The sequence below is a fragment of the Brachybacterium subflavum genome, assembly GCF_009299795.1.
Classification (GTDB): Bacteria; Actinomycetota; Actinomycetes; order Actinomycetales; family Dermabacteraceae; genus Brachybacterium; species Brachybacterium subflavum.
Map to the genome: position 1 here is coordinate 1 of NZ_VIGP01000013.1, position 11,172 is coordinate 11,172.

The following is an 11,172-nucleotide window of genomic DNA, read 5'->3' on the forward strand; positions in this document are numbered from 1 at the left end:
TTCGGATCAGCCATGTGCCCATCGTGCGCCTCCGGGTCCGCGAGGGCCACCCCTCCGGCTGGTCGATGTGCCCGCGCCTGGTCGAGCGCGCAGGACGCATCGCGCAGGACTCACCGCGCGAGCCCGGCCCGCTGCGCACGCTTGTTCGTGATCCCCTGGAGGGCGCTCCGCTCAGGCTGTGGTCGCCTCCGGTGCTACTCCGCGGTGCCGCGCCTCCGCACCTCCGCCGTCGTGCCCCGCACGATCAGGCGTGGCGCAGGCTCGGCGAGCACGGTCGACCCGTCGACAGGCTCGGTGATCTGCGCGATGAGCTGCTCGACGGCCAGCCGCCCGATCGCTGGCAGAGGCAGCTCGACCACCGTCAAGGGCGGGTTGAGGTGCTCGGCGAACCAGGTGTCGTGGATGCCCACCACCGAGACGTCCTGGGGAACCGACCGCCCGGAGGCGATCACTCCTGCGTGGACGCCGAGCGCGCTCGTGGAGGTCGCGACGATGAGGCCCGTGGCAGCCCCGCCCCCGGCGAAGTAGCTCTCGATCGCGGACCGTGCCGAGCCCGCATCCCAGCCGCCGGCGATCATCGGCGCCGCAGCGACGCCGCCCTCTCGCATCGCCTCGGCGTACCCGCGGTACCGACGCCCGGAAGTCGACCCCTCAGCACCGACGAAGATGATCTGCTCGTGCCCCAGCTCCATGAGGTGCCGCGTGGCGAGAGAGGCCGCGGAGGCGTCGTCAAGGCGCACGGTGCGCAGTCCTGGCATCTCGTCCGCGTTGAAGACGATCGAGGGCACCGCGCGCGCGATCTCCAGCAGCCGCCCGCTGCCGTCGGCGAACCCGCTCTGGATGAGCAGGCCGTCGACGCGATGGCCGCTCACGAGTGCCCGGAACGCATCCCCGCCCGCCAGCAGCTCGTCAGCGTTCAGCAGGACCACGGAGTACCCGCGCTCGGCCGCGGCGACCTGTGCGGTCTCCACGAGCTGGGCATAGATCGGGTCGTTCATGTGGTGCAGGGCGAAGCCCAGCAGTCCGGTGCGGGCGTTGCGCAGCGCGCGCGCAGAGGCGTGGGGTGTGTACTGCAGCATCTCGACGGCGTCCAGGACCCGGTTCCGAGTCTCCTCGCGGACCTTGAGAGCAGGGTCGTGGTTGAGGACCCGCGAGACAAGGCCCGGGGACACACCGGCGAGCTGCGCGACCTCGGAGAGCCGTGCGGCCCTGCGCGCTCGCTGCATGCGTCCTCCATTCGGTCCTAAGGATCCCCTCGACCGACCGTGCTCGATCGTCGGCGTCAGCCCTTGAGGTTCAGGTGGACCAGGATACGGGCGGGCTTCAGCTCGCTCGCCCCGCTGATCCTCAGGCGCAGCCAGGTCCCGAAGACGGTCAGCCCGCTCGCCGTGGCCTGCACGCCCTCGGGGAGGGACCGCGACTCTCCGTGAGGGATCCAGGTGATCCCGTCGGGCGATATCTCGGTGCTCATCGTGAGGTCGGGATGGCGACCCTCGACCTGGGTGAAGAAGACGGCCTCGGAGGCCCAGCCCGCCTCGTAGGGCAGTGTCGCGTAGTCGGAGGTGATCCGGACTCTGCGGGCGAGGACGGACGTCTGGGTGTTCAGCATGGCGTGCCTTTCGTCGTCTTCGGGGTCACTCGGTCGAGTAGACGACGGAGTCGAGGAAGAGGTTCACCTGGCGGTCGGTATCGGCCTCCACGTAGAAGATCGGGTTGATGAGGTTGTCGATCGACCGGTAGCGATCGGCCAGGGTCGGCTGGATGCCGCGGAGGTCGAACACGGTGTCCATGCTCTGCAGTTCGACGTACTCCCGCTTCTCCACGTCGACCAGGAGTCGCAGGTAGAGCCAGTTGAGCTTGTCGGGGCTCTCGTTGTAGAGCAGGTCCTGCTCGCCGCCGGGCACCCACTGGTATCCGTCGGACGAGCCGTCCTCGTGTCGGGTGCCGTACCAGAGGTTGTCGATCCCGGGGGCGCACCACCCGGCCTCGACCCCGTAGTTCCAGTCGGCGTGGGTGACACCCTCCTTCGCCTTCCAGTACTGCCACTTCTTGACGAGCTTCCCGTCCAGCGAGTTCACGTAGCGCACGCCGGGCATGTATCGGTGCTCGCCGTCCTGGATGTCGAAGTAGAACCCGAAGGCGCGGATGTCCTCCTCGCCGATGCCGATCCGGTCCTGGGCCGGGGTGTAGGAGTACCAGGTCTCGATCTGGATCTGTGAGGGATCGCCGAACCGGGAGAGCCGCTTGACGGCGACCCCCATGGATCCGTCGGCAGGAGGCTGCGTGCTCGGGGCGGCCGACGCACCCGTGGTGAGCTTGAGAGAGTAGGTGCCCTCCATCGAGCCGTGGGAGGCCGCGAAGCGCATGGGCGCCGAGCTCAGCATGCACGGCGCCCAGCTGGTGAGGTCGACGGCACTGTCGAACGATTCGAAGTCCTCGTTCACGAAGTTCGGCGTCAGGTCCATCCAGCCGTTGAAGCCCGTGTCGAAGTCGTCGAAGGTGACCACCCGATCCAGCGGCCGGAACCGCTCGAGCTGCCTGTCGTACGCCAGTGTCTTGTGCATATCCGCCTCGGTAAATCGTCGTAGTCACGCTGGTCGCCGACTTCTCCGCTCGCCGACCAGCGCCGTCATGCCGCACCCACCATCCGTTGCATCCGTGAGTATAGCGTTATACCGTATCGAACACGAGGTGTCGCGAGGACGCGCGCCACGGGGGACAGGAGGGTCCAGATGCGACGACGCAGATTCCTCACCGGCCTCGGGGGCACTGCCCTCGCTGCGGGATTCGCCGGCTGCGCGCCGGGGTTCACCCGCACAACGCCGACCGAGGGCGGGATCGCACTGCGGATGACCATGTGGTCGTCCAACCCGGACCAGCTCGCGCTCTTCGACGAGATCGCCGACGCCTTCATCGCCGAGCATGACGAAGTGACGAGCATCGACTTCGAGAGCCTCGCCCTCGACCAGCTCGACATGGTGCTGACCACCGGTATGACCGCCGGCGATCCGCCGGACCTCACCTGGCTTCCGGTCGAATCGAGCCTCGAGTACATCGACGCCGGCGCCCTGCTGGACGCCGCCCCTGTCCTCTCCTCCACGCCCGGATATGACGTCGACGACCTCGTGCCCGCGCTGCAGGAGCGTTGGCGCAGGGGGGACGCGCAGTACGGCGTGCCCTTCTCCACGGGGCCGCTGATCATGTACTTCAACAAGGACCTCTACGCGAAGGCAGGGGTGCGCTCCCCGGCGGAGCTCCTCGCCGAGGACCAGTGGACCTGGGAGGCATTCCGGGAGACCTCCCGGCAGCTCACCGAGGCCACGGGCATGCCCGGCTACGTACTGAACGACTTCGACTTCCAGAACTGGACACGGCTGCTGCCGATCATGGACGCCTACGACGCCTCGCCGTGGGACAGTGACGCGACCCGGTGCACGGCTGACAGCCCAGAGATGCGCGAGGCCATGACCCTCTTCCACGACATGGTCTTCGAGGACGGCTCCTCGCCGATCCCCGGCCAGCAGGCCGACTTCTGGGGCGGGCAGGCCGGCGCCACCACGGCCTTCCTCGGCTCCAGCTCCCTGCTCGAGGACGCCTCTTTCGAGTGGGACGTGGTGCGCACCCCGGGCGGGCCGGCCGGCGACACGCAGTCCATCGGGCAGTCCTCGATCGTGGCGCTCTCCGCCGGAAGGAACACGGAGGCGGCGCTGGAGTTCCTGGCCTTCCTCACCAACACGGAGAACGCGAAGAAGATCTCACAGTTCTTCCCGCCCGCCCGCGAGAGCCTGCTGAACGCCGAGGTGCTCGCGGAGTCCTCCGGACTGCTCACCGCCGAGGACCTCGAGCCGATCGTCGAGTCCATCACGACGAAGGGCCGCCTCTTCCCCGTCGCCTCGAACGGGGCCCGGGTCGCCAACGCCCTCGACTCCTCGCTCGACGAGTTCGTCTACAAACAGGACGTCGACCTCGCGGAGGCACTGCCCAAGGTGTGCACAGCGATCGAGCCGGTGCTCTCGGCATGACTGCGCCGACGAGACCCTCGCCCGGGCGCGGCCCTGCCCGCACCGGCGCGCGTCCCATCGGGACCGGCCGCAACAGGACCGGCCGTGACACGGGCCGCAACACCTTCGGGTTCACGCTCCTGGCCCCGCAGATGATCGGCTTCACCGCGGTGGGAGTGGTCGCGATCCTCTGGGTGATCTGGCTAAGCTTCCACGAGGTCAACGTCCTGTCCGGCACGCAGGAGTTCATCGGCGTCGACAACTACGCTCGAATCCTCACCGACCCGAGCATGGTCACGGTCCTGCCGAACACATTCTTCTTCGTGTGCGCCCTGAGCATCACCGGGACCATCGTGGCCCTGCTCCTGGCGCTGCTGCTGAACCAGAAACTGCGCGGGATCAACGTCTTCCGCTCCATCATCTTCATCCCCGCCCTGGTCACGATGGTCGCGTGGGCGCTCGTGTGGAGTTTCATCGTCCAGCCCGACGGGCTGCTCGACGCCGTCCTGGGCACCGTGGGGATCGACGGCCCGCCCTGGCTGCGCGGCGGCTGGCTCACGCTCGTCGTGTTCGCCGTCATCCAGCTGACGAAGAACGTCGGCATCAACATCATGATCCTGCTCGGCGCGCTGCAGGCCGTGCCCCAGGAGCTCGAGGAGGCGGCCCGTATCGACGGCGCGGGGCCGGCTCGCGTGGTGCGCAGCGTGGTGCTGCCCCAGATCTCGCCCGCGATCCTCATGGTCTTCATGCTGATGGTCGTCGGCTCGTTCAAGGTCTTCGAGATCGTCCTGCTGCTCACCAAGGGCGGGCCAGGAGTACAGAGCTCGGTGCTGGCCTTCGAGGTCTACAAGCAGGGATTCCTCTTGAACGATGTCGGGTACGCCAGTGCGCTGGCCGTCCTCCTGTTCGTCCTGATCCTGCTGCTCACGGCCGCCATCTGGCAGGCCAGGAAGCGAGTGGTGTTCCATGAGAACGACTGAACGGGCACGGCCCCGCGCCGTCCGGCGCACGCTGAACTATCTGCTGCTCTGCCTGATCGCACTCGTCGCACTGACCCCGATCCTGTGGATGGTCAGCGCCTCGCTGAAGTCCCCCAGCGAGATCCTACGATATCCGCCGACGCTGATCCCCGAGCACTTCCAGTGGTCGAACTACCGCGACGTCTTCGCGCTGCAGCCGTTCGCGCAGCAGTTCCTCAATTCGGTGATCATCATGGTGCTGGTGGCCGCGCTCACCCTCGTCATGTCGATCCCGGCTGGGTACGCTCTGGCTCGGGTCCGACCGGTGGCCTCCGGCGTCATCTTCCTAGCCCTGCTGAGCGTCATGTTCGTACCGCCGGAGGCCACGATCATCCCGCTGTTCCAGTACGCTGCGAAGCTCGGCTGGGTGGACACCCACTATCCGCTCATCGTCTTCACGGCCGTCCTGATCACCTCCCCGATCGCCACATTCGTGATGCGGCAGGCCTTCCTGACACTGCCCGCGGAATTCGAGGACGCCGCCGCGATCGACGGCTCCGGCCGCTGGCGGACCATGTTCCAGATCTACCTCCCGCTGGTCAGGCCCTCTCTCGCCTCCGTCGTGGTGCTCGCCTGCTGGTACAGCTGGAACCAGTTCCTCGAACCGCTGATCTACCTGCGCTCGCCCGAGAAGCTGACGGTGCCCGTCGCGCTCACTCACTACGAGGACCCCACGGCGGGCCCGCTGTGGGGCGTGCAGATGGCGGCGACAACGCTCTCCGTCATCCCCGTCCTGCTGGTCTTCTTCTTCGCCCAGCGCCACGTGGTCTCCGGGCTCACGGCAGGCGGGTTGAAGTCCTAGTCGCCGAAGCCTGAGAGGACGTCATGCCTGCGCACTACTCCGCGCCGCTGAAGCTCGACTACCTGCAGTACACGGTGCGCTCGGATCGGCAGATGGTCGAGACGACGATCCGCGTCCTCGAGCCCGACACCCTGGACGACCTCGAGCACCCGCGGGTGCTGTACCTGCTGCCGGCCACGCCGGAGCTCAGCCATCGCTCCGGCGACGGACTCGACGAGGTGCTCCGACACGACCTCCACAACCGTCACGGCCTGGTGGCGGTCGCCCCGACGTTCTCGGACTGGCCGTGGATGACGGACCTTCCGGACCAGAAGACGTTCCAGCAGGTCCTGTACTTTCTCGAGGACGTCGTGGGCTTCATCGACAGGCTGCACCCGGATCTGCCTCGTCTTCTCGTCGGCTACAGCAAGGGCGGCTCCGCGGCCCTGCAGCTGCTGCTGCGCTATCCCGCAATGTTTCGTGCCGCCGCGGCCTTCGACTCACCGGTCATGAAGGAGCGGCCCGACCAATGGGAGATGCCCTACTTCTGGCCGCACCCGGAACATTTCCGGGACTTCGCAATCCCCCACCTACTGCGAGAGCACGGCTCGGCGCTCGGCGACCGTGAGCGGATCGCACTGCTGGGGTACGGCAACTTCGGCAGGGACGCACCGGAGTGGACGTTCGACCACCTGAGTGAGGCCCACAGGCTCATGGATGATCTCGGAATCCCGCACCTGTACGACAACGGCACGAAGCGCCGGCACCGATGGGACTCCGGGTGGCTGCCGGAGGCGGTGGAGCTCCTCGAGCGGATGTCCCGGTGACGCAGATGGCGCCGTCTGTCCGCATGATGGCGGTGGTGGTCATCGCCACTGCCTCCGACACCGTGGACTGTCACATCGAGAGTCTCGCGAGCTTCGGGCAGCTGCTCGGAACGGCCTGGCGTTCGGCAGGGCCCGGCGAGGGCGGCGCCTGACACCACCTCGTCGACGAGCGAACTCATCGCCCTGCGGGCCCTCCGAATCCGAGGGTGCGCCTGAGGAAGTCGTTGTGGAACTTTCCCGTCGGATCCGCCTCGCCGGCGAGGGAACGGAAGTCATCCAGCCGCGGGTACTGCGACCGAACGAGCTCCCCGTCGAGGGTGAACCACTTCCCCCAGTGCGTTCGCGGATCGAAGGGCGCCAGCGCCCCTTCCACCAGTGGCAGAACCTTCAGAACTGCCGCAGGATCGTTCCTCCAAGTCATGTGGATGGCGAGGGAGTCACGATCATGGCTGGGACTGAGCCACAATGCGTCAGCGGCAACGGTTCGCAGCTCCGAGACCAGCACGAGGTCGGCGAACCTGTGGGCGATCGCGCGCAACCTGTTCAGAGCCTCCGCTCCCCGGGCCCGATCGATGAAGTACTCGGTCTGAATCTCGTTCCCCCGGCTCGGCTCGGCGTCCGGCCTGAAGTGCGGAAGCCGATCCCACCAGGGGCCCGGCACTCCGCCCTGCACGGTGTGGTTCGGGTTCTGCCCTTCGGGATCCTGGCCCTCCACGACTGCGGCCCAACGGGCCCCGTGGTCCGCGGGTTCCAGCGGCGGGCCTCCGTCCTCGGTCCGAGACTTGAACCAGACCTTCCCCGCCACGTCCCGACTGCTCCAGTCGGGCATGACGGAGACGCTGTAGGACGCCGCCATGATTTCCTCAAGGTCCTCCAGCAGTGTCGACCAGGGCAGGCCGAACCAGACGTCCTGGCGCACCTCGAAGTCCGGGACCAGGTCCAGCGTCACCGCCGTGACGACTCCCAGCGCTCCGAGGGAGAGCACCCGGCCGGGGAACTGCGGGCCCTCCCGCGTGAAGCGCGTGAGAGTGCCGTCGGCCTCGACGACCTCGATCGCGCGGACCGCATTCGAGAGATTCGGATGGGTGATGCCCGACCCGTGCGTCCCCGTGGATGCGGCGCCCGCGACCGAGATGTGCGGCAGCGACCCCATGTTGCGCAGGGCCCATCGGGTGCTGCGCAGCTTTCGCGCGACCATCGCGTAGGTGCTGCCGCCCGAGACCGTGACGGTGCCCGCGTCGTCGTCGAGCTCGAAGCGCTCGGGGAGTCCGCCGAGGTTCACCAGGGTGCCCGGCGTGTCGGCCACGTCGTTGAACGAGTGGCGCGTACCGAGTGCGCGAACCTGTCGACCCGTCGCCACGACCTCCTGCAACTGTTCGATGGTCGAGGGCAGAAGCAGCTCGTGGGCGCCGAACGTGTGGCAGTGGGACCAGGTCCCCCCGATCTCTCCAGAAGCGATCCTTCCCGGCCGCGTGCGCGCGTGATCCTGTGCACCCATCACGCCGCCACCTGCCCGGACGCCCTGTCGGTGTCCTCGGCGTCTGGCTCGACCTCAGCCAGGTCGTTGCGGTACGTCTCGCCGGCGAACCAGATGCACAGTGCGCTGATGAGACAGGCGAGCACCAGATACGCGCCCGCCGGCCACCATGACCCTGCGGCGGCCGTGAGCGCGACGGCGATCATCGGGGTCGGTCCCCCGCCGATCAGTGCGGATCCCTGGTAGACGACCCCCAGCCCGGTGTAGCGCACCTTGGTGCCGAACAGCTCTGCGAACAGCGCACTCTGGATGCTGAACATCAGGCCGGTGCCGACGGCGTGGACCAGCACGATGATCGCCCATGTGGCCAGCGCACTGCCGAGCGAGATGATCGGGAAGTACAGGATGCCGCCACCCAGTGCACAGATCGCGATCCCGGTGAGGTAGACGGGTCGCCGACCATAGCGGTCGGAGAGTCGTCCCGCCAGCGGTAGCACGACCAGCTGCACCGCTGAGGAGATCACGAAGCCGGTGAGGATGAGCTGGCTGTCCATGCCCAGCGTCGAGGTCACCCACGAGACTGCGAAGACGTTGATGATGTTGAACGTGACGGCATCCGCCATGCGCGCGCCGATGCCGATGAGCACCATCTTCGGCTGCTCGACGAGCAGGGCGAGGAAGGGCGCGGACTTGCTCTCCTGACGGTCCTCGGCAAAGGCGGCCGTCTCGGGCAGGTTCTTGCGGATGTAGAACCCGAGCAGCAGGAACGGCCCGCTGAGCAGGAACGGGATCCGCCAGCCCCAGCTGAGGAGCGAGTCGTCCGGCAGCTGGGTGACGATGGCGAAGATCCCTGTGGACGCGAGCAGCGCCGCCGGGGTGCCGAGCTGGTGGAAGCTGCCTGCGAGACCGCGTCTGCCCTGCGGTGCGTTCTCGAGCGCGAGCAGCGACCCGCCGCCGTACTCACCACCGATACCGACCCCTTGGATCAGCCTCAGCAGGATCAGGAGGATCGCACCCAGTCCGCCTGCCATGGCATGGGATGGGAGCACGCCCATCAGGAAGGTGCCGCCGCCGATCATGAACACGGTGATGAGCAGGACCGGTTTACGACCTATGCGGTCACCGAAGTGTCCGAACAGGATGGCTCCGATCGGCCTGGTCAGGAAGGCGACGGCGAAGGTCGCGAAGGACTCCATCAGAGCGACCGTCGGCGTGGAGTCGGGGAAGAACACACGCGGCAGGACGAGACCGGCGGCAGTGCCATAGATCCAGAAGTCGTACCACTCGAGGAACGCTCCCATGAACGCCGCGAAGGTGGCGCGACGGGATGTGACGGGCGGAGGGCCTGGAGCGGGTGAGGCCGGAAGGGCGGACGTCATCGTCAACCTTTCGTCGCGGCGCCGCCGAAGGTGAAGGCGACGCGGTGGTGAGGGTCGAGCGCGATTGCGCTGACAAGAAAGCTAGGGGCGCCCCTTTTTTCCGTCAATACGCCGACAGAAACCTTTGACGCCCCCTGGAGATGGCGACCATTCACCCAGGAGACTCGGTCCGAACCTTTTTGCCGACGTCTGGACGGAACACCCTGGGGCGCCTAGCCTGACCGCATGTCCACGCCGACCTCGCGGCCTGCTCTTATGCGCTGGGGTCACGAGGAGCGCATCCTCGAGGCCTTCCGACGCCATGGCGTCCTGAGCCGCGCCGACCTCGCCTCGCACGTGGGTCTTTCGCGCACGACGCTCTCGGAGATCGTGGGGGACCTGATACGTCGCGGAGCCCTGCACATCGTCGCGACGGACGCCGAGAACAGGCAGGGATCCGGCCGCCCCGCTAAGCTGCTCGCGCTGGATCCCAGGTCCGGCCAGCACCTCGGCATCGATCTTGCCCATGACGCTGTCCACGTCACCGTCGTAGACGCAACCCGCCGGGTGCTCGCCACCGAGACACGGGAGACCGGCCACGGGCTTCCATGGACGCAGCGCGTCCACGCGGCTCTTCACCTCGTCGACGAGATCGAAGCAGTCGGGACCACCTTCGGCGCCCTCCAGGGCGTGGGCGTCGGCTTGCCCGGCCCCTACTCCCCTGCGTGGAGCGAGGACCACACCACCGCCCACGCCGAATCCGTCGAAGCACGCGGAGTCGTGCAGGCCGCCGTGACGCAGCGGTTCGGCATGACGCCATTGCTGGACAACAACACCCGATTGGCAGCGCTGGCGGAGGCAGATCAGCGTGCCGGCCTCGGTGAGGACCTGATATATCTCCGGATCGCGGGCGGCATCGGCGGCGGTGTGGTCGTCGGCGGGCGCCTCGTGCACGGAAGTAGGGGACTGGCAGGAGAATTCGGGCACGTGACCGTTGATCCCGACGGTTGCGCGTGCCGGTGCGGCAAACGCGGTTGCCTCGAAACCGTCGCAGCTCTCCCATCTATCCTGCGGAGCTGCTGCGGTTACGGACTTGCTCTGCGTGGCGTCGACGACCTGGAGAAAGCCGTCGAGCGGGCCGATCCGGTCGCGGACGAGGTTCTCAGAGCGGCGGCCACAGCGACAGGAAAAGTCCTCGCCAGCAGCATTCTTTCCTTGAACCCCACCGCTGTCGTCGTCGGTGGTGAACTCCCGCGGGTCGCGCCGGTATTCGTCGACCATGTCGCTGAGGCGGTCGCCTTCGAGGTCCGCTCCATCGACGGCGCTCGCCCCCAGGTGCATGCCTCGGAACTCGGGGATGACGCTGGAGCAATGGGGGCGATCCTCTCGCTCGTGCACCGTTCGAGCCTGCTCGCCGGGTACCCGGTAGGCGAGAAACCCCCTGTATAAGCGCCACAGAATACTGAACTTCCACGATGATCCTAGGTCGACCAAATACGCGCGAAGTTGGCCTCCGCGCGAATCAGCCTGACCACGATGAGCCGGCGCCTATGTGAGACGGCTCAGGCCGACCGCATCCAGGCTCCGCGCTCGTCAGGCGCCATGCAAATGGGGCGCGTTGTCCATCGGCTGTCAGGTCTCGCTCCCCATTACTCCGAGCCCCGCGGCATGCTGGCTGGCGACCCGCGCGAGCTCGATGTCCCGCGAGG

General features: G+C 67.5%; 11 protein-coding genes. 6 read left to right on the forward strand and 5 right to left on the reverse strand.

Annotated features, from left to right (window positions below; all coding sequences use genetic code 11):
• Positions 1–194: 194 nt before the first annotated feature.
• From FHG10_RS17735 to FHG10_RS17745, 3 genes are read right to left on the reverse strand one after another with little or no spacing between them, the layout of a single operon-like run.
• On the reverse strand, positions 195–1,226 hold the full coding sequence (locus FHG10_RS17735; protein WP_152354697.1) for a LacI family DNA-binding transcriptional regulator: 1,032 nt from the start codon (positions 1,224–1,226) through the stop codon (positions 195–197).
• Between the two features lie 56 nt (positions 1,227–1,282).
• On the reverse strand, positions 1,283–1,609 hold the full coding sequence (locus FHG10_RS17740; protein ID WP_152354698.1) for a hypothetical protein: 327 nt from the start codon (positions 1,607–1,609) through the stop codon (positions 1,283–1,285).
• Positions 1,610–1,634: 25 nt separating this feature from the next.
• Positions 1,635–2,564: a DUF6772 family protein gene (locus FHG10_RS17745; RefSeq protein WP_152354699.1), complete on the reverse strand. Its 930-nt coding sequence runs from the start codon at positions 2,562–2,564 to the stop codon at positions 1,635–1,637.
• Positions 2,565–2,732: 168 nt separating this feature from the next.
• Between FHG10_RS17745 and FHG10_RS17750 the strand changes: the two genes are divergently transcribed.
• The 5 genes from FHG10_RS17750 to FHG10_RS18090 are packed head-to-tail and all read left to right on the forward strand — an operon-like array spanning position 2,733 to position 6,780.
• Positions 2,733–4,022, forward strand: coding sequence for an ABC transporter substrate-binding protein (locus FHG10_RS17750; RefSeq protein ID WP_152354700.1), 1,290 nt, complete (start codon positions 2,733–2,735; stop codon positions 4,020–4,022).
• Positions 4,019–4,981 (forward strand): carbohydrate ABC transporter permease, encoded by a 963-nt coding sequence (locus tag FHG10_RS17755; protein WP_152354701.1) that lies wholly within the window; start codon positions 4,019–4,021, stop codon positions 4,979–4,981. Before FHG10_RS17750 ends, FHG10_RS17755 begins: the two co-directional genes overlap by 4 nt.
• The gene (locus FHG10_RS17760; RefSeq protein WP_152354702.1) at positions 4,968–5,822 is read left to right on the forward strand and encodes a carbohydrate ABC transporter permease; all 855 of its coding nucleotides are present in this window, start codon (positions 4,968–4,970) and stop codon (positions 5,820–5,822) included. Before FHG10_RS17755 ends, FHG10_RS17760 begins: the two co-directional genes overlap by 14 nt.
• Positions 5,823–5,845: 23 nt before the next feature.
• Positions 5,846–6,628, forward strand: coding sequence for an alpha/beta hydrolase-fold protein (locus FHG10_RS17765; protein WP_152354703.1), 783 nt, complete (start codon positions 5,846–5,848; stop codon positions 6,626–6,628).
• Positions 6,629–6,633: 5 nt separating this feature from the next.
• Positions 6,634–6,780 carry a hypothetical protein gene (locus FHG10_RS18090; protein WP_193636378.1) on the forward strand — a complete coding sequence of 49 codons (147 nt, stop codon included), beginning with the start codon at positions 6,634–6,636 and terminating at the stop codon, positions 6,778–6,780.
• Positions 6,781–6,803: 23 nt separating this feature from the next.
• Here FHG10_RS18090 and FHG10_RS17770 read toward each other — a convergent pair whose 3' ends face one another.
• Together FHG10_RS17770 and FHG10_RS17775 are read right to left on the reverse strand one after the other, a co-directional pair.
• Positions 6,804–8,126, reverse strand: a complete 1,323-nt coding sequence (locus tag FHG10_RS17770) for an FAD-binding protein (protein ID WP_152354704.1) — start codon at positions 8,124–8,126, stop codon at positions 6,804–6,806.
• Positions 8,126–9,406, reverse strand: coding sequence for an MFS transporter (locus FHG10_RS17775; RefSeq protein WP_193636379.1), 1,281 nt, complete (start codon positions 9,404–9,406; stop codon positions 8,126–8,128). The genes FHG10_RS17770 and FHG10_RS17775 overlap by 1 nt, the downstream gene beginning before the upstream one ends.
• Positions 9,407–9,709: 303 nt before the next feature.
• Here FHG10_RS17775 and FHG10_RS17780 point away from each other — a divergent pair, with 303 nt between their 5' ends.
• The gene (locus FHG10_RS17780; RefSeq protein WP_152354706.1) at positions 9,710–10,912 is read left to right on the forward strand and encodes an ROK family transcriptional regulator; all 1,203 of its coding nucleotides are present in this window, start codon (positions 9,710–9,712) and stop codon (positions 10,910–10,912) included.
• The last annotated feature ends 260 nt before the right edge of the window (positions 10,913–11,172 follow it).

Coding starts and splice junctions, on each gene's coding strand:
- FHG10_RS17735 (WP_152354697.1), bottom strand. CDS start 1,226: ATGCAGCGAGCGCGCAGGGCCGCACGGCTCTCCGAGGTCGCGCAGCTC.
- FHG10_RS17740 (WP_152354698.1), bottom strand. CDS start 1,609: ATGCTGAACACCCAGACGTCCGTCCTCGCCCGCAGAGTCCGGATCACC.
- FHG10_RS17745 (WP_152354699.1), bottom strand. CDS start 2,564: ATGCACAAGACACTGGCGTACGACAGGCAGCTCGAGCGGTTCCGGCCG.
- FHG10_RS17750 (WP_152354700.1), top strand. CDS start 2,733: ATGCGACGACGCAGATTCCTCACCGGCCTCGGGGGCACTGCCCTCGCT.
- FHG10_RS17755 (WP_152354701.1), top strand. CDS start 4,019: ATGACTGCGCCGACGAGACCCTCGCCCGGGCGCGGCCCTGCCCGCACC.
- FHG10_RS17760 (WP_152354702.1), top strand. CDS start 4,968: ATGAGAACGACTGAACGGGCACGGCCCCGCGCCGTCCGGCGCACGCTG.
- FHG10_RS17765 (WP_152354703.1), top strand. CDS start 5,846: ATGCCTGCGCACTACTCCGCGCCGCTGAAGCTCGACTACCTGCAGTAC.
- FHG10_RS18090 (WP_193636378.1), top strand. CDS start 6,634: ATGGCGCCGTCTGTCCGCATGATGGCGGTGGTGGTCATCGCCACTGCC.
- FHG10_RS17770 (WP_152354704.1), bottom strand. CDS start 8,126: ATGGGTGCACAGGATCACGCGCGCACGCGGCCGGGAAGGATCGCTTCT.
- FHG10_RS17775 (WP_193636379.1), bottom strand. CDS start 9,406: ATGGGAGCGTTCCTCGAGTGGTACGACTTCTGGATCTATGGCACTGCC.
- FHG10_RS17780 (WP_152354706.1), top strand. CDS start 9,710: ATGTCCACGCCGACCTCGCGGCCTGCTCTTATGCGCTGGGGTCACGAG.